At 69.9% G+C, this 17,786-nt stretch carries 12 protein-coding genes; 3 read left to right on the top strand and 9 right to left on the bottom strand.

The genetic code is table 11. The features are described 5' to 3' along the window. Positions 1-194: 194 nt before the first annotated feature. Together leuA and PGN23_RS10015 are read left to right on the top strand one after the other, a co-directional pair. Positions 195-1,853: a 2-isopropylmalate synthase gene (leuA, locus tag PGN23_RS10020; protein WP_335302731.1), complete on the top strand. Its 1,659-nt coding sequence runs from the start codon at positions 195-197 to the stop codon at positions 1,851-1,853. Beyond that, complete coding sequence (locus tag PGN23_RS10015; protein ID WP_335302730.1) at positions 1,850-2,518, top strand: HAD-IA family hydrolase; 669 nt, start codon at positions 1,850-1,852, stop codon at positions 2,516-2,518. Before leuA ends, PGN23_RS10015 begins: the two co-directional genes overlap by 4 nt. 309 nt (positions 2,519-2,827) lie before the next feature. Here the strand turns inward: PGN23_RS10015 and PGN23_RS10010 are convergent, their stop codons facing one another. Genes PGN23_RS10010 through PGN23_RS10000 form a run of 3 tightly spaced genes read right to left on the bottom strand, consistent with a single transcriptional unit; the run spans position 2,828 to position 4,267 of the window. After that, positions 2,828-3,262: a DUF1178 family protein gene (locus tag PGN23_RS10010; RefSeq protein WP_335302729.1), complete on the bottom strand. Its 435-nt coding sequence runs from the start codon at positions 3,260-3,262 to the stop codon at positions 2,828-2,830. Then, positions 3,259-3,516 (bottom strand): glutaredoxin 3, encoded by a 258-nt coding sequence (gene grxC / locus PGN23_RS10005; protein ID WP_335302728.1) that lies wholly within the window; start codon positions 3,514-3,516, stop codon positions 3,259-3,261. Before grxC ends, PGN23_RS10010 begins: the two co-directional genes overlap by 4 nt. A 31-nt stretch (positions 3,517-3,547) precedes the next feature. Continuing rightward, entirely contained in the window at positions 3,548-4,267 is a 720-nt protein-coding gene (locus tag PGN23_RS10000; protein ID WP_335302727.1) for a ComF family protein, read from the bottom strand. A gap of 48 nt (positions 4,268-4,315) precedes the next feature. Between PGN23_RS10000 and PGN23_RS09995 the strand changes: the two genes are divergently transcribed. Then, positions 4,316-5,152, top strand: a complete 837-nt coding sequence (locus tag PGN23_RS09995) for a class I SAM-dependent methyltransferase (protein ID WP_335302726.1) — start codon at positions 4,316-4,318, stop codon at positions 5,150-5,152. 38 nt (positions 5,153-5,190) lie between these two features. On the opposite strand, the gene PGN23_RS09990 is transcribed toward PGN23_RS09995, so the two are convergent. From PGN23_RS09990 to PGN23_RS09965, 6 genes are all read right to left on the bottom strand, one after another. Beyond that, positions 5,191-5,574 carry a response regulator gene (locus PGN23_RS09990; RefSeq protein WP_335302725.1) on the bottom strand — a complete coding sequence of 128 codons (384 nt, stop codon included), beginning with the start codon at positions 5,572-5,574 and terminating at the stop codon, positions 5,191-5,193. A 63-nt stretch (positions 5,575-5,637) separates the two neighbouring features. Beyond that, positions 5,638-8,013, bottom strand: a complete 2,376-nt coding sequence (locus PGN23_RS09985; RefSeq protein WP_335302724.1) for an ATP-binding protein — start codon at positions 8,011-8,013, stop codon at positions 5,638-5,640. Continuing rightward, positions 8,010-9,302, bottom strand: a complete 1,293-nt coding sequence (locus tag PGN23_RS09980; RefSeq protein ID WP_335302723.1) for an EAL domain-containing protein — start codon at positions 9,300-9,302, stop codon at positions 8,010-8,012. Before PGN23_RS09980 ends, PGN23_RS09985 begins: the two co-directional genes overlap by 4 nt. Positions 9,303-9,634: 332 nt before the next feature. Next, entirely contained in the window at positions 9,635-11,107 is a 1,473-nt protein-coding gene (locus PGN23_RS09975) for a flavin-containing monooxygenase (protein ID WP_335302722.1), read from the bottom strand. A 137-nt stretch (positions 11,108-11,244) separates the two neighbouring features. Then, on the bottom strand, positions 11,245-15,486 hold the full coding sequence (locus tag PGN23_RS09970) for a translocation/assembly module TamB domain-containing protein (protein ID WP_335302721.1): 4,242 nt from the start codon (positions 15,484-15,486) through the stop codon (positions 11,245-11,247). Beyond that, positions 15,486-17,702 (bottom strand): autotransporter assembly complex protein TamA, encoded by a 2,217-nt coding sequence (locus PGN23_RS09965; protein ID WP_335302720.1) that lies wholly within the window; start codon positions 17,700-17,702, stop codon positions 15,486-15,488. The genes PGN23_RS09970 and PGN23_RS09965 overlap by 1 nt, the downstream gene beginning before the upstream one ends. Positions 17,703-17,786: the final 84 nt, after the last annotated feature.

Raw genomic sequence — 17,786 nt, 5'->3', positions numbered from 1 at the left:
GGCGGCAATCCGCTGGACAAGCCGCCCCGCACCGCGCTACGCCCAGAACTGTGATGACACGGGCGATCGGCCTCCTCCTTCGACTTACGCGCCCTTAGGCGCGCACTCGCCGTCGCGTGGGGATACCCCCTGCGCACCCCGCGCCTAAGGGACGATCCGACCACCGCCCCCCTCGACCAAGCGAGCCGACCGTCATGCTGCGCGATCCTTCCGTCAAATACCGCCCCTTTCCCACGATCGACATCCCCGACCGCACCTGGCCGTCGAAGACGATCACGCGCGCGCCGCGCTGGCTGTCGACCGACCTGCGCGACGGCAATCAGGCGCTCATCGATCCGATGGATGCGGAGAAGAAGACGCGCTTCTTCGACCTGCTGGTGAAGGTGGGGCTGAAGGAGATCGAGGTCGGCTTCCCCAGCGCGGGCGCGACCGAATTCGACTTCATCAGCGGGCTCGTGCGCACCGGCCGCGTCCCCGACGACGTCGCGATCCAGGTGCTGACCCAGTCGCGCCGCGACCTGATCGAGAAGAGCTTCGAGAGCCTCGACGGCGCGAAGACCGCGATCGTCCACCTCTACAACGCGGTGTCGCCGGCGTGGCGCAAGATCGTCTTCGGCATGTCGCGCGACGAGGTGAAGACGATCGCGATCGAAGGCGCGAAGGTGCTGCGCGACGAAGCGGCGAAGCGCCCGGACACGCGCTGGCAGTTCGAATATTCGCCCGAAACCTTCTCCACCGCCGAGCTCGATTTCTCGGTCGAGGTCTGCGAGGCGGTGATGGACGTGCTCCGGCCGACGCCCGACGCGCCGATCATCTTCAATCTGCCCGCCACCGTCGAATGCGCGACGCCCAACGTCTATGCCGACCAGATCGAATGGTTCGCGCGGCATATCCGCAATCGCGATGCGGTGGTCATCTCGCTCCACACCCACAACGACCGCGGCACCGGCGTCGCGGCGGCGGAGCTGGGGATGATGGCGGGCGCGGACCGGGTCGAGGGTTGCCTGCTGGGCAATGGCGAGCGGACCGGCAATTGCGACCTCGTGACGGTCGCGCTCAACATGTACACGCAGGGCGTCGACCCGCAGCTGGACCTCGGCGACATCGACGAGGTCGTGAAGACGGTGGAATATGCCACCAACATCACCGTCCATCCGCGCACGCCCTATGCCGGCGAGCTGGTCTTCACCGCCTTCTCCGGCAGCCATCAGGATGCGATCAAGAAGGGCTTCGCGTCGCAGGCCGCGCGCAACGACGACCTGTGGGAGGTCCCGTATCTGCCGATCGACCCCGCCGATCTGGGCCGCAGCTACGAAGCGGTCATTCGCGTCAATTCGCAGTCGGGCAAGGGCGGCGTCGCCTGGGTGCTGGAGCAGGACAAGGGGCTGAAGCTGCCCAAGCGGCTGCAGGCCGATTTCAGCCGCCACGTGCAGGCGCTGGCGGACGAAAGCAGCCGCGAGTTGAACGCCGCCGACATCTGGGGCGCGTTCGAACGCGCGTATCTGCCCGGCACCGGCGACCGCTTCGTGTTGCGCGATTACGAGGAGACGGGAGCGGCGGGCGACCGCATCTTCGTCGGTCGCCTGGCGATCGACGGGGAGGATCGCTCGATCTCCGGTCGCGGCAACGGCCTGATCTCGGGTGTGATCGCGGCGCTGGCGGACAGCACCGGGCCGACCATGGACGTGGTCGACTATTCCGAACACGCCATCGGCCACGGCGCAGGTGCGCAGGCGGTCGCCTATCTCGAATGCCGCACGGCGGAGGGGCGCATCGTCTGGGGCGTCGGGATCGACACCGACATCGCCACCGCCAGCGTCCGCGCCGTCCTGTCCGCCGCCAACCGCACGTGAGGGGACGCCGCCGCTACGCCGCGTTCCTGTTCGATATGGACGGGACGCTGCTCGACAGCATCCCGTCCGCGATCCGCGCCTGGACCGAATGGTCGTCCCGGCACGGCATCGACGCCGACGCGTTGCTGCGCGTGATGCACGGCGTCCGCGCGGTGGAGACGATCACGCGCTTCGCGACGCCGGGCATGGACGTGGCGGCGGAATATGCCGCGCTGACCCGCGCCGAGATCGCCGATGTCGATGACGTGGTGGCGATCGACGGCGCGGCGGCGTTCCTGGCGTCGCTCCCCGCCGATCGCTGGGCGATCGTCACGTCCGCGCCGCGCGAACTGGCGCGGGCGCGGCTGGCGGCGGCCGGGCTCGACGCGCCGGCCGTGTTCATCACCGCGGAGGATGTCGCGACCGGCAAGCCCGCCCCCGACTGTTTCCTCGCCGCGGCGCAGCGGCTGGGCGTCGCCCCGGCCGATTGCCTGATCTGGGAAGACGCCCCCGCCGGGGTGGCGGCGGCGCAGGCCGCGGGGGCGGACGTCATGGTCGTCACCGCCACGCACGCCAACCACGCATCGCCGCTCACCACCCGACAGCGCGCGGTGCGCGACTATGGCGAACTGACCGTCACCGTCGCCGATGACGGCTGGCTGGAACTGAGCGTGCTCGCCGCCTAGGGACATCGACGGCGGCGGCGCAGGACGCGTCCAACCCTGCGCCGTACGGTCCCGGCTACTTGTCCGCAGAGCCGCCCGCAAAAGCCGCATCGCGAACCACCGCGGCTTCCCCGCGTCCGCGGCGCCAGCGTTGCCCGACGGCAAATCCCAGCGTCGCCGCCACGACCATCGGCCACAGCGGCACGGCCCGCACCTCGCCGCGCGACGGCGCGGTCGCCCGCGCACGCATCGCGCCGGCCGGCGTAGGCCGGTCCCTGTCCTGATCGCGGGTGACGTACCGCCGCGGACCAGCGTCTGGCGGTTTTCGTCTCAATTCAGGCGGTCCGGCGGCGTTACCGGCACCAGTAGCGGTGCGATCGCCACGCCATCGTCGACCAGCGCGCGCGCCTCGTCGATCGTCGCCTGTCCATGGATCGACGCCCGGGGCGCGTCGCCGTCGTGCATCGCGCGCGCCTCCTTCGCGAAGTCGCGTCCCACCCAACGCGAATCCGCCAGGGCCGATGCCTGCGCCGCAGCGACCTTCGCCAGCAGCGCCCTGGCCTCCTCGGGCAGCGATGAGGCAGCGGACGTCCGATTTCCCTTCACGGCGACATTGGGTGCCATGACCGCCTTCGCGACATCGTCGTCGCCGCACACCGGGCAGGCGACCAGCCGCCGTTCGCGCTGGTCCTCGAACGCGCCGGACGAGGCGAACCACGCCTCGAACACGTGCCCGCCCGAACAGCGCAGGTCGAAGACGATCACGCCGCCAGCATCGCGTCCAGCTTGCCGTCACGCTCCAGCGCGGCGAGATCGTCGGAGCCGCCGACATGCGTCCCGTCGATGAAGATCTGCGGCACGGTGGTGCGGCCGTTCGCACGCTGGATCATCTCCTGCCGCTTTCCGCTGTCCATCGTGATGTCGGTTTCGGCCGGGTCCACGCCCTTTGACGCGAGCAGGTTCATCGCCCGCGCGCAATAGGGACAGAACGCCTTCGTATAGATCTCTACCTGTGCCATCCCGCCTAGGTGTGATCGCACCCCGGCACTGTCAATCCGTGTCGTCCAACACGCGCGCCCATGCCAGCACCGTCACGCGCGCCGCCCCGGCACGACGCAAGACCGCGATACAGGCGTCGGTGGTCGCGCCGCTGGCGTAGATATCGTCCACCAGCACGACCCGCTGCCCCGCGATCGCCGCCGCATCCGTCACCGCGAACGCGCCCTTTACCGCACGACGCCGCTCCGTGCCGCTGCGACCGCGCAGGATCGGCGTCCGGCGGGTGCGGATCAGCACGTCGGTCCGCTGCGGCACCCCGCTCGACCGCGCCAGATGCCCCCCGATCAACGCCGCCTGATTGTACCCGCGTGTCCAGATCCGCCACCGATGCAGCGGCACCGGCACCAGCAGGCTCGCGTCCGCCGGCAGATGCCGCACCATCAGGCGCGCCATCGTCGCTGCAAAGGCGGTGCGTCGATGATATTTGAGCCGCAACGCCACCGCGCGCGACACCGCACCATAAGCGACCGCGGCACGAATGCCGTCGTGGCGCGGCGGATCGGCGTGACAGGCGCCGCATTGCGCGCCCTGCCCCCGATCGACCGCGAACGGACGCTGGCACGTGGTGCACCACGGCGGCCCGATGAAGCGCAGCGACTGCCAGCACGGCATGCAGAAGCGGTCGGTCCCCACCACGATCGCCCCGCATGACGGGCATCGCGGCGGCAGGGCGAGGTCGAGCACGGGGCCGAAGAGGGCGGAAAGGCGCACCGCGACCTTGTGGCGCTGCCCTCAAGCGGGCACAAGCCGGCGCCTGTCATGTCCGCCCCCGCCATCTTCTCCGCCAGCGCCCGTCGCCGCGCCCGTGATCGCGCCGCGCGCGCCTTCGCCACGCACGATTTTCTGCGCGCGCAGATGCTCGACGGGATCGCCGACCGCCTGTCCGTGGTGACCCGCACCTTCACCGACGTGCTCGATCTGGGGTGTTTCGACGCCGCGTTCACCCCGCCGCCAGGCGCAAAGGTAGCCCGGCTCGACCCCGGATACGCCTTCGCGCAAGCCGCCGGCGGGGTTCAGGGGGACGAGGATCACCTGCCGTTCGCGGATCAGTCGTTCGACCTCGTCGTCGCGGCGGGAACGCTCGACACCGTCAACGATCTGCCCGGCGCGCTGACGCTGGTCCGGCGCGTCCTGCGCCCGGACGGCCTTTTCCTGGGTGCGTTCGCCGGGGCGAACACGCTGGCGACGCTGCGCGCGGTGCTGCGAGCGGCGGAGGGCGATCATCCGGTCGCGCGCCTCCACCCGCAGGTCGACGTCCGCTCGGCGGGGGACCTGATGCTGCGCGCGGGATTTGCGATGCCGGTCGCCGATGTGGAGACGCTGACCGTCCGCTACTCCGGCTTCGGTCGACTGCTCGACGACCTGCGCGGCATGGGCGCGGCGAACGTGCTGACGGAGCGCCACCCGCTGCGCCGCGACGTGCTGGCCCGCGCCGCCGCTGCCTTTGCCGAGCGCGGCGACGCGGACGCCCGGACGCCCGAACGCTTCGACCTGATCTTCCTGACCGGCTGGTCGCCGGCGCCGGACCAGCCGAAACCAGCGCGGCGCGGCAGCGGCACGACCTCCCTCGCCGCGGCGCTGCGCCCGAAAACGTAGATGCGATCGCGTGCCGTCAGCACGCGTACCGATCCTGCCTAAAGCAGGTCGTCGCCGTCATGGGCCAGCACGCGGCCGATCGCCTCGAACAGCGCATCCATCGCCACCGGCTTGAAGATGATGTCGTCGGCGCCCGCCCGCAGGCATCGCTCGCGCAGATCGACCGCCGTATCCGCGGTGACGACGATGATCGGCAATCGCGCCTTCGCGTCGGGGCGGGCGCGGATATGGCGGATCGCGGTGATCCCATCCATGCCCGGCATCCGCAGGTCGACCAGGATCACGTCGAAGTCGTTGGCGTCGATCAGCCCCAGCCCGATCTCCGCGCTTTCCGCCTCCACCATCGACGCGCCCGCGACATCCAGCATGTCGCGAACGACGCGCCGGTTCATCCGGTCATCCTCGATGAACAGAACGCTCATAGCCGTCATTCGGGTCTTGCCCCCCCTTCAGAACGGCGCCGAAACGATGCCCCCCGTATCGGCCTATGCCGCGGCCAGCGCAAGTCGCGAAGACAAGGCGCCGACCAGGCGTACCAATTCACTCTTTTCAACGGGCTTTTCAACCACCTGCGTGGCACCTTCGCGAATTAGTTGCGCGTGGGCGCCGTGATCGCCGCGCGCATGCAGCGCCATTACCGGGGCCGGGCCGGCTGCGGCGACCAGTGCAGCCACGTCGACCGACGGATGCGCGCCGTGGTCGAGCAGCACCCGCGCCGGTGCGATGCGTGCCGCATCGGCGGCTGCGTCGGCCGGATCGGCGAAGGCGACGCGGCCGAGCGGCGAGAGCAGCGACGCGAACATCGCGCGGCGGATCGGATTGTCCTCCACCACCAGCACCGCCACCGGCGCCGCGGCGACGATCGCTTCGGGAGCGTCCGCGAGCACCAGCGGCAGGTCGAGCATGAAGGTCGCACCCCCGCCCTCTTCGCTGCGCACCGTCACGTCGCCCCCCATGGCCCGCGCCAGGCTTCGACAGATCGCCAGCCCCAATCCGGTGCCGCCGAACCGGCGCGTCGTCCCGGCATCGGCCTGTCGGAACGATTCGAAGATCATCTCGTGCGCGGCAGGCGCGATGCCGATGCCGCTGTCCGCCACGGTCAGCCGCAGCCGCCCGGCGGACGTCGCGACGCTCAGCGCGACATGGCCAGCGCCGGTGAATTTGACCGCATTGGACAAAAGGTTGAACACGATCTGGCGCAACCGTGCCTCGTCGCCCAGCACCCAGCCGGGCACCTCGTCCATCACGACGCGGAACGACAGGCCCTTCGCCGCGGCGGGATCGCGCCACAGCTGCGCCGCCTCCTGCAGGACGGTGCGCAGGTCGATCGGCGCCATCTCTATGGTCATGCGGCCCGTCTCGATCTTGGCGACGTCCAGAATGTCGTCGACCAGCGCCCGCATCGTCACCCCGGCCCCGTGCACCACCGAAAGGCGGTCACGCGTCACCTCGTTCAGCGTCGCATCGGCGATCATCACCTGCGTCATGCCCAGGATACCGTTCAGCGGCGTCCGGATTTCATGGCTGGTCGTGGCGAGGAACTCGGTCTTGATCCGCAGCGCCTTGGCCAGCTCGCTGTTCGTCGCCTCCAGCCCGTCATTGGCCGCGCGGACCGCATCGCGGCTGCGGCGGAGCAGCAACAGCCCTGCCGCCAGCAACGACACCACCAGCAGCGCCGCGAGCGCCGCCAGGACGAAGAACGTACGCTCCGTCTGCGCGGTGGACCGTTCGAACGCGACCGTGCGCGACAGATCGTCCGCCTTGAGCTGGGCGATCCGAAGTTCCTGATTGGCGTAATCGAACCGCGCCGATGCCAGTGCCGCGCTGTTGGACCGCGCGATTTCCGTCGCCTGGTCGTCCAGACGCTTCAGCGCGATCAGGTGCGGCAAGGCCGCCGCGTCATCGTGCGCCGCCATGTAGACGCGATAGGCGATCTCGTGCGCATCGCGATCGGCAAGGAGCGTCCGCCGGAGGTCGACGCCGTCGAACCGTGCCGCGATCAACGACCGCGCCTGTCCGACATCACCGCGGCGCAACGCGATGTTGGCGCGCGTCGCGATCAGGACCTGGCGGATCACCGTCATCGCCGGATCGGTCGCCAGGGCGAGCCCGCGTTCCACCGACTGCTCCGCCGCTGCCGGTTGACCCAGCCGCAACTGCGCGTCGGCCATGTTGGCAAGCAATTGCGCGCTGGCGACATTGCTCTTCATCGCACGCGCGATCGTCAGTGCCCTGGCGAACTCGTCGACCGCCGCTGCATGCTGCCCCATCGCGCACAGCGCGACGCCGCGGCCGCTGTGGATCGCCATCGACAATCCCGGATCCGTCCCCGTCGCCCCGGACGCGCGGTCGAAATAGCGCAATGCCCCGGCATGATCGCGCGCGCGGTCGTACAGGAGCGCGATCAGGATCAGCGCCTTTGCCTGATTGCGGGGCTGGTTCAGCGACTGGAACAGCACGTGGGCGCGCTGCAGGGTGGCCAGCGCCTCGGTGATGTCGCCCGTGTCGGTCAGCGCACCGCCCAGCGACAGCAACAGATCCGCCTCCAGCTGGGTGCCGGGCAGGCTCGCGTCCACCTCGCGCCGCGCGCGATGCAGCAGGTCGAGCCCGCGCTGGGGATCCCCCAGACGGATCGCGCCCTCCCCCATCAACCAGTCGATCGTCGCCTGGCGGGCCAGTCGCTCCGGCGCGGATGGTGCCTTTGCCACCTGCGGGCGCGCCGATTCGGCAAGCGCGATGGCGCGCTCCGGCGCCGCCAGCATCGCGGTCTTGGCTTGCTCGATCCGCGCCTGGAAAGTGTCGGGCGCCGCCGCCGCGGGCACCGCCGATACAACCGCCAGCAGCGCGAGGGCTGCCCTCATGCGCGCTTCCACGCGCTCGCCAGCCGCAGGAAGGAGGTGCGCGTGTGCTGGGCGGCATGCCGCCGCGATTCGTCGCCCAGAAAGTCGATCAGGCCATCGAGCGGTATGGGCCGACTGATGAAATAGCCCTGCACCTGATCGCAGCCCATCACGCTCAGCAGTGCCAGCGCGGCCGCGGTCTCCACGCCCTCGGCCACGACTTCCATGTCCAGTGCGTGCGCCAGGTCGATGGTCGAGCGCACGATCAGCGGATCGCGGTTCGAGCTGGTCAGCTGGGTCACGAACAATTTGTCGATCTTCAGCTCGCGCGCCGGCATCTGCTTCAGATAGGCCAGGCTCGACAGACCGGCACCATAATCGTCGATCGAGATGCGGATGCCGATCGCGTCGAAACGGTTCAGGTTCGCGATCGCGCCGGCCGGGTCGCGGATGACCGACGTCTCGGTCACTTCGAAGCCGATGCTGGTGTCCGGCGCCGCCTGCACCAGCGCGCAGACCTCGTTGGCGAACCCCGTGTCCGCCAGCAACTGGCCGGATATGTTGATGAACACGCGCAGGTCGTGGCCGCGCTCGCGCAGGGTCCGCTGATCGCGGATCGCGCGCGCGATCGTCCAGAGCGTCAGGCGATCGATCCGCTGCGCCTGCTCCGCCGCCGTGATGAAGTCGCCCGGCAGCACCATGCCGCGATCGGGATGCTGCCAGCGGATCAGCGCCTCCACGCTGGTGACCTCCTGCCGGCGAACGTGGACCTTGGGCTGATAGACCAGCAACAGCTCGTCGCACGCGATCGCCCGGTCCAGTTCGATGGCCAGCTGCTGCGCCTCGTCGAGCGGGGTCACGCCGGTGCAGAAGCTCTCCGCACGCCCCGATCGCACCAGCGCCGCCTCGGCGGCCTCGCTCAGGCTCACTTCGTCGCCATCCACCGCGCCCGCCGCGCCGCCGATCACCACGCGAACCGCGACGTCAAGACCGGCCACCGGAAACGCGACCTCGCAGGCGGCCGTGACGGCAGCGGTCGCCGTCGCCAGCGCCTCCCCGTCGCGGCTGTCGAACGTCACCTCGACCAGATCGCGACCGGCCGGGCTTATGTGGGCTTCGGGCAGCACGAGCGCGATCCGCTGCGCCAGCCGCTCCGACAGCGTCGCCGACGCCGCGCAACCCAGCGCTCGACGCAGCGCGGCATAGTTCGTGATCGCGATCAGCAGTCGGATCCGGTTTGCCACGCCCGGCAACGCGACATGCGCGATCGCCTGGCGCGGAAGGCGCCCGGCATCGGCGACATGGGTCATGCAGGCCATAGGGTTCCCGGAATAAGGGTGGATTCCTGAAGATTGGCTTAAATCGGACACGCTTCACGGTTAATAGATGGTTAACGACATTGAGTGATGGTGGATGCAACGTTAACTTTCCCCTGCCTCGATCGAGGCTAAAAAAACAGGGAGAAAGCCATGCTCGCGTTCATCATCGCGCTCGTGACCGGCGTGAACATCAAGCCCTGGTAACCGGGTAGCATCAACGGCCCGGCCAAGGGCGCGTGCGGCCAACGCCGCGACGCACCCCCAACCGGGCCGTAAATGCTCGATAGGTCAGGCCGCTTCGCGACGCGGCCCGGCGGTCGCCATCAGGCGGCGCGGCGCTGCGACCCTGCGGGGTTCGAGAATTCCATGCTGTCGTCGACCGATCCGAACCGCAGCGCCATCACGTCCAGCGCATAATTCTGATTGAGCCGCCACGGCTTGCGATCGCCCTGCTTGGGCAGTTGATCGAGCGCACGCTGGATATAGCCGGAGGTGAAGTCGACGAACGGCTCCGCGGCCACGCCGACCGCCCCGATCCGCGGCGTCGCCTGTCGCAGGCCGCGCCTGGCCAGCGTGTTGAGCACGCGGCACATATACATCGCCACCAGATCCGCCTTCAGCGTCCACGAGGCATTGGTGTAGCCGAAGGTGAAGCTGAGGTTCGGCACGTCGGAGAACATCATCCCCTTGTATTGCAGCGAGTCGGCCAGCCGCACCTCGTCCCCGTCGCGCGTCAGCCGGACACGGTCGAACAGCGACATCTTCAGCCCCGTGGCGGTGACGATGATGTCCGCCTCCAGCTCGCGCCCCGACGTCAGCAGGATGCCGCGCGGGGTGAAGCGCTCGATCGTGTCGGTGATGACATCGGCCTTGCCCGCCTTGATCGTGTCGAACAGGTCCGCGTCCGGCACCAGGCACAGGCGCTGGTCCCACGGATTGTAGCGCGGGGTGAAATGCGTCGCGACGTCGTAGTCGGGGCCCAGATGCTCGCGCACCATCCCGATCAGCCGCTCCTTCGTGGCTTCCGGCCTCCGGCGCGTCATGCGGTAGAACAACATGCCCATCGTCACGTTCTTCCACCGCGTCAGGCCGTAGGCGGTCTTCGCGGGCAGCTTGCTGCGCAGCCAATTCGCCAGCCGGTCCTGCGCCGGACGCGATACGACATAGGTCGGCGAGCGCTGGAGCATCGTGACGTGCTCCGCCTGCCTGGCCATCGACGGCACCAGCGTGACCGCGGTCGCCCCGCTGCCGATCACCACCACCTTCTTGCCGGCATAATCCATGTCCTCCGGCCAGAATTGCGGGTGGACGACCCGCCCCGCGAACGTCTCCTGCCCCGCGAAGTCGGGCGCATGTCCCTGTTCGTAATCGTAATAGCCCGAGCACATGTGCAGCCACGTGCAGGTCATCGACTTGTGCGTGCCGTCGTCGCGCGCCACCTCGACCCGCCAGCACGCCTCGGCGGTGGACCAGGCCGCGGCGACCACCTTGTGGCCATAGCGGATATGCCGGTCGATCCCGCCGTCGCGCGCCGTCTCCTCGATATAGTCGCGGATGGAGGGGCCGTCCGCGATCGACTTGGCCGCGGTCCACGGACGAAAGCTGTAGCCCAGCGTGTGCATGTCGGAGTCGGAACGGATGCCGGGATAGCGGAACAGGTCCCACGTTCCCCCCATCGCCTGTCGCGCCTCCAGGATCACGTAGCGGCGGTCCGGGCAGCGCTGTTGCAAATGCCAGGCCGCGCCGATGCCGGACAGCCCGGCGCCCACGATGACGACATCGACGTGATCGGTCATGCGATCTCCTCTTCCCGCCGGCATGCTAACGCAGATGTCAGTAGCGGAAAAGGACGGATTTGCCGGTCATCGAGCCCGCGGCCGTCATCCTCGCGCAGGCGAGGATGACGCGGGTGCGGGTGTGGGCCGGCGCCGGATCAGAAATCCTTCGAATAGCGCAGCTGCACGTTCGACCCGCCGAAGGAACCGGCCTGCGAGAGCAGGCTGATCGCCCTCGTCAGCGCGATCGTCAGCTGCGTTGCGGTGAAGCCGCGGGCATCGGTGACGATCTCGATATAGACGTCGTTGGTCAGATACTTGCCCGCCGCCAGCGCGGTGCCGCGCCCGGTCGCATCGTCCGCCCCCAGCACGCGCAGCCGGTCGAACCCGGTGGCGGAGCGCAGCTTGCCCAGCGGATTCAGCCCGCCGCCGCCCGACCCGCGCAGCGAGTTGAGTGCTGCCGCCAGCTGGATCGCCTCGGTCGCGGACAGATTCTCCGGATTGGTGCCGAACAGCAGCCGGCTGACCACCTCGTCCTGCGGCAGCGAGGGCGTGGAGGTGAACGCGATCTGCGGTCGCTGCCCCGTGCCGGTGATCGCGATATTGAACGTCACGCCGTCGCTGGTCGTCGTCGCCAGGATGTTGATGTCCGGATCGGTCAGCGCGCCGCCGCGGAAGCGCACCTGCCCGCGCGTGACGTCGAACCTCTTGCCCGCGAACGAATAGGTCCCGCGCACCAGGTCCAGCCCGCCGCTGATCGTCGGGGCGGCCGAGGTGCCCCCGACGCGCAGATCCATCTGCCACTCGCTCTCCAGCCCCATGCCGGACACGAACAGCTGGTTGTCGGCATGGAGGCGCAGGTCGAGGCGGAAGAGCCCCACCGGCTCGGGCGCGGGTCGATCCGTCGGCCGCGGGGTGCGCAGGTCGCTCTTGCGGCGCACGCCGGTCAGCTCGGGCACCTCGGCCGAGCCCTGGCGGATGATCTGGTAGCGCGCATTGGGGATCAGGATGTCGCCGCTGATGACGCCGCCGTCCGCGTTCCTCTGAATCCGGATGTCGCCGTTGGCGGTCGCGCCGAGCGCGTCGGACCTGGCGAGCTGCGCGTTGCGCAACGCCACCCGGATATCCATCGGGAAGCCCTGCGCCGCGGCGAGGCTGACGCTGCCCTGGGCCTGGACGCTGCCCTGCCCGGCACGCGCCTGCAGCTGGTTCAACTCCAGCCGGTCGTTGTTGAAGCGCGCCGCGATCCTCATCTGCGACAGGCGGGTGCCGTAGGTTTCGTTGTCATAGGTCAGATTGTCGGCGCGGATCAGTCCGTTGATCCGCGGCGCCGCGACCGTTCCGCCGAAGTCGGCGGCGACCGCGATCGGACCGGACAGCTGCTGCTCCGCCAGGCCCGCGAAGCTGAACAGCACACCCGACGGCCCGTTGTAGCGGATGCCGCCGGACAGCGGCCCCTGCATCAGCCGCGTCGTCCAGCTGCCGCTGCCCGCGGGGGTCAGCGTCGCCACCATCCGCCCGACCGGCGTACCCCCGCGCCGGACCAGCGCGCGTGCCTCGCCCGCGGCCGCCGTCAGCCGGCCGAGGAACGCGATGTCCACCGGCTCCGACACCGCGGACAGGCTGGAGCGGGTGAAGTTGGCGATGTTGACACGCACGTCGGCCTGAGGCGCCGGCTCGCCGCGGCGCTGGATGTAGTCGACGCTGCCGGTCGCCTGCCCGCCGATGCCCAGATTGGGGACGAGCGCGCTGACCAGCGACAGGTCCATCCGGTCGAGCCGCAGCTGCGCCTCAGTCGTTCCGCCACCGAAACGACCGGCGAGCCGCGCGGTACCCTTGTCGAAGTCCAGCCGCGCCGGCTCCAGGCGATAACCGCCGCCGGCGGCGGGGACGATCCGTGCCGCGCTCGGCGTGCGGAAGCCGACGCCGTTCGCCTCGCCCTTGAGTGCGACGAGATACAGGCTGGGCGACAGCTGCGAGTTGACCGCGACGCGGAAGGGCACGCCGTTGGAGCCGGTGAACAGCGCCTGAGCCGTGCCCGATCCCCCGGCGTAATTGACCTTCGCCCGGCCCGACTGGATCACCGTCGCGCCGTAGCGCATGTCGGCGACCTGTGCGTCGGCGCGGATCTGCGGGGTGTCGTAAAGGACGACATCCGCCGCGATCAGCGCGCGGCCGATCGTGAAGTCGACCATCCCGGGGATCGTCGCGGCGCTGGCGCGCGCGTCGATGCTGGCGCGCTGGTAGCGGCCCTGCGCGCCCAGCACCGCCTGTCCGGTCAACCCGGAACCGGCGAAGCGCACCTGCCCGGCGAACGGCCCGGCGGCGGTCTGCACCACGCGACCCGCGAACTGGATCCCGGCGAAGAGGACGCGGCGGATGTCGACCGCGAGCTGCCGTCCGGGCGTGACCAGCACGTCCGCGGTGAACGGGCCGTAATTGGTGCCGCCGGTCGCATTGACCTGATAGGCGCCGCCGCGCCCGACGATGCGCGCGTCGAGGTCGGCCAGCCCGATCCCCACCCCGGGCCGGGGCGCGCGCAGGCGCACGACCGGCGCCGCCGCGCTGCCGCCGATCCGGGCGAACAGCGGGCCGTATTGCGTCGAATAGGCGTCGGCATCGACCAGCAGCGCGCCCGTCGCGACGTCGTAACGCCCCTGCCCGCGGGTGATGCGGAACTGCGGCGCGTTCATCGTCAGGCGCTGGAACGTCACCACGCCCTGCGGCGAATAGCCGAAGCGGGTGCTGAGCACCGCATTGCCGCCCAGGAAGTTGCGAACGCCCTCGTTGAAGAGCTGCCTCGTCTGCACCGCGACCCGTCCGGTGATCCCGAAGCCGCCGCCCGGTGCGGTGACGAGGTCGGCATTGGTCTGGATGTTCAGGATACCGACGCTGTCGACGCGGAAGTTGTTGACGCGCCCCTGCAGCGCGCCGGTATAGCGCCCGGTCTGCATGTTCGCGGCGGTGATCGCGGTGGCATCGATCGTGTCGGAGCGGATGCGCAGATTGTCCGACAGGATATTGGGCATCTGGATCGCCAGATCGCCATCGACCCGCGCATTTGTCGTCAGCCCGCCGAGCGCCGGGTTCAGCCCGCTGATCCGCTTCGCCCGGGCGTGGACCGGCACCAGGATGCGGTCCGCGTTCACCCGCGCCAGCCCCTCGGCATACAGCCCCTCGACCGTCGTTTCGGCAAAGCCCAGCGAGGTGGCGCGCACCTTGTAATCCACCGTCGGCGTCGCGATCGCGCCGTTCAGCACCACGCGCGCCAGCACGTCGCGTCCGCGCAGATTGGGGGCGATCGCGCCCGGCGTCCTGAGCATCGCATCGATCGCGAAATTGCCGAACCGGCTGTTGGCGAGGTCGATGATACCCCCGGCATCCACCGCCAAGGCAGCGGAGGTCAGCTTGATCCGGGTGTCCGCCCGCCGCTGCGCCAGCGTCGCGTCGAGCGCCACGTCCATCTGCGGCGCGGTCAGCCGCTCGACCGGCCCCTCCAGATACAGGCCGGGGCGCGTCGGCCCGCGCACCTCGAAATGGCCGTCGCGCGCGGTGAGCGCCAGGTCGGCGAGCTGTCCGCCGCCCAGCGTGGCGACCGCACGCCCCTGCCACGCGCTCCAGCTGCCGCGCCCGGCCACGGTCGCGAGCAGCGGCGCCTTCAGCCCCGCCAGCCGCGCGACCACGCCCCCGGCCGGCGCCCGCAGCCGGACGTCGAGGTCGAGCTTGTCCTCGTCCGGCACCGCGTCGAGCCGGACCCGCGCGACATCGCCGCCGCCCGCGGCACCCTGCCCGCGCAAGGTCGCGGCATCGACGGTCAGCTGCGCGCGGCGGTCCGCGATATGCGCCGCCCCGTTCAGCCGCGCGATATAGCGCGCGCCCGCGACCGGCGGCTCCATCACGAAGCGCGCGACGGTCAGCCGTCCGATGTCGATGTCCAGATCGGGCAGGATCGGCGCGTTGGGATCGGTCGGCTCGGTCGACGGCTTCAGTTCGGGGTTGCGACGCAAGGTGATGAGATCGGCGGCGGCGCTCCGCACGTCGACATGGTTGCGCGCGAAGGCGAACGGGCGCCAGTCGACGTCGAGCCGCGGCGAGGTGAGGAAGACGCCCCTGGGGTCGCTGACCCGCACGTCGGACAGCCGCATCTTCCCATAGAGCGAGCCGTCGATCCGCCCGACCTTGATGTTCAGGCCGGAGGCGGTGGTGTAGCCGCCGATCTGATCCGCGACGAAACGACGGCCGGGATCGGTGTTGATCCCCACGACGATCACGACGAGCAGCAGCGCCACCGCGCCGATCGCGATGCCGATCCACTTCAGCACGCGCTGCCACAGCGGCCGCTTCACGACCACGACCCCGGTGCCCGCACCCGTATCTGCACCCGTATCCGCCCCGACCATCAGAATGCCTGCCCGATCGAGAGGTAGAGCGCGACGCGCGGATCGCCCGCGCGCCGGTTGAGCGGGGTGGCGATGTCGACGCGCATCGGCCCGAAATTGGTGTAGAGGCGCCCGCCGATGCCCGCGCCGAAGCGCAGGTCCTTGCCCGTCGGCATTACGCTTTCATACGCATTGCCCGCATCGATGAACGGCACGATGCCGAAATCGCCGAAGCGATAGCGCGCCTCCAGCGAGAATTCGTTGATGCTGCGTCCGCCGACCGGGCGCAGGTCGGACAGGTTGACCCTGCCCTCCTCGTCCGGAACGAGCGAGCTCAGCGGCTCGAACGGCCCCAGCCGCTGGAAGCCGAAGCCGCGCACCGACCCGCCGCCGCCGCCGTAATAGCGCCGCGATGGCGCCAGATCGTCGCGCGCGATGCCGAAGATGCTGCCCGCGCGCGCACGCCCCGCGATGACCAGCGAGTCCGACACCGGATAATAGCCGGTCGCCTCCACCAACGCACGGCCATAGGGCCGCACCGATCCCTGCACCGACGTCTCCGGGCTGAGGTTCAGCTTCAGGCGATATCCCCTGGTCGGGTTCAGCAGGTCGTTCGACTGGTCGAACAGTACCTGCGTCGGCAGCGCGAACACGCCGTAGGTGCGCCGCACGCGCCGGTTGAGATCGAAGTCGAACACGCGCTCGTTGGTTCCGACCAGCTCGAAGCCGAAGGCATAGGTGAGCTTCTTCTGCCAGATGGGCGTCGAATCGTAGCTGATACGGCCCGACAGCGTGCCGGTGAACGCCTCGAACGCATCGTAATTGGCGCGCAGCGCGCTGGCGATCAGCGTGACGGTGCGGTCGCGCTTGCCCGCATTCTGGCGTCGGAAGGTGCCCGACAGCCCCTGTTGCTGCGTGCCCGCGATCGCGCCCAGGATCAGCGCGCCCTCGGGCGGGAAGCGGTTGCGGTTGGTGAAGGTGCCCTCCGCGGTCACCCCCTGCCCGGTCTGGAAGCCGACGCTGCCCGCCAGGCTTTTGAACGGCCCCTTGGTCTGGCGGACCATCAGGTCGACCTGCTCGGTGCCGTCGGGGCCGGGCACGCCGGTGCGCACCGGCTGGACGCCGACGCCGTTGAACAGCCCCGTCGCGACCAGCGCCTGACGCAGGTCGTCGGTCATGCGCGCGTCGTAGAGCTGCCCCTGCTCGAACCGCGGGAAGACGTTCAGGTGCTTCAGGTCGAACACGCGGTCGCCCTCGGTCCGCAGCACGCCGAAGGACGCGCGCGGGCCGGTATCGACGGGCAGCGTGTAGTCGCCCTTGTGGGTGGCATCGTCGAGCAGCACGTCGCGCTCGCCGACCTTGACGAACGGATAGCCCTGCTGCGGCAGCTTCAGGCTGACGTTGGCCTCCGCCCCCTGGATCCGCGCCGCCTCGATCGGATCGCCCTCGCGCAGCGGCAGCTCGCGGCGGATCAGATCGGCGGGGACGGTCGGCTGCGCATTGATCGCGATCGCGCCCAGGCGATAGATCGTGCCGGGCGTCGCGCTGACGATCGCGCGCAGCTTGCCCGTCGCCCCCTGCGCCTCGCCGGGGGCGCTCTCGATCGTCGAGACGGCGGTACCGTCGTAATAGCCGAGCGACTTCATCAGCCGCACCGCCAGCGCCTCGTCCTCGCGCGCGCGGGCCGACACCTGCGTGGCGTTGGCAGCCTTGCCCTTGCCCTCGCGCAGCGCGGACAGCGAATTGAACTCGTCGGTCAGCCCCAGCGGATCGAGCCCGCGCACCTCGGTGGCATAGGCGATCTCGGGTGCGTCGGCGTGCTTCACGTCCGCCACGGTCTGGAGCGGGGTGGTGTCGAAGGCGGACAGCGGCTCGAGCGGTTGTGCCAGCACCGGGTCGACGGGGGCCACCGCGGGCAGCTGGCCGGGGACGATCGCCGGTTGCGTGGCGACCGCTCCGGTGGCGGTCTCCCGATCCTGCGTCGCGACGGGCATCGGTTCCAGCGGCGCGTTGATGTCGTTGCCGATCGCGGGCAGCGCGGCGTCGAACTCCGCATCGGGGACGATCGGCGCGTCCGCCGCGTCCTGTGCCGGCGGCTGGCGTGCGTCGCGTGGCGCGTCCGGCCCGCGCGCGGGAGCGGTGCCAGGCTTCTGCCATTGCGCCGTCGCCGGCACACCCGCCAGGGCAAGTGCCGAGGCGGCGAGCAGGAGAGTCGGTCGTCGTGTCGAAAAAACCAAGAACTGCGCCCCTTTAGCGGGGAGGCGCCGGCATTCCGTTACACCCCCGTCCCTTGCCAACGCCTCAATTCGAATTCGGTTTCC

It is taken from the genome of Sphingomonas adhaesiva, from assembly GCF_036946125.1.
In the GTDB taxonomy this organism is placed as follows: Bacteria; Pseudomonadota; Alphaproteobacteria; order Sphingomonadales; family Sphingomonadaceae; genus Sphingomonas; species Sphingomonas adhaesiva_A.
This window is presented reverse-complemented; position numbering and strand designations above follow the sequence as displayed.

What these genes read in the sequence shown, in the direction of transcription:
- leuA (WP_335302731.1), top strand. Translation starts at nt 195, where the DNA reads ATGCTGCGCGATCCTTCCGTCAAATACCGCCCCTTTCCCACGATCGAC.
- grxC (WP_335302728.1), bottom strand. Translation starts at nt 3,516, where the DNA reads ATGGCACAGGTAGAGATCTATACGAAGGCGTTCTGTCCCTATTGCGCG.
- PGN23_RS09995 (WP_335302726.1), top strand. Translation starts at nt 4,316, where the DNA reads ATGTCCGCCCCCGCCATCTTCTCCGCCAGCGCCCGTCGCCGCGCCCGT.
- PGN23_RS09990 (WP_335302725.1), bottom strand. Translation starts at nt 5,574, where the DNA reads ATGAGCGTTCTGTTCATCGAGGATGACCGGATGAACCGGCGCGTCGTT.
- PGN23_RS09985 (WP_335302724.1), bottom strand. Translation starts at nt 8,013, where the DNA reads ATGAGGGCAGCCCTCGCGCTGCTGGCGGTTGTATCGGCGGTGCCCGCG.
- PGN23_RS09980 (WP_335302723.1), bottom strand. Translation starts at nt 9,302, where the DNA reads ATGACCCATGTCGCCGATGCCGGGCGCCTTCCGCGCCAGGCGATCGCG.
- PGN23_RS09975 (WP_335302722.1), bottom strand. Translation starts at nt 11,107, where the DNA reads ATGACCGATCACGTCGATGTCGTCATCGTGGGCGCCGGGCTGTCCGGC.
- PGN23_RS09970 (WP_335302721.1), bottom strand. Translation starts at nt 15,486, where the DNA reads ATGGTCGGGGCGGATACGGGTGCAGATACGGGTGCGGGCACCGGGGTC.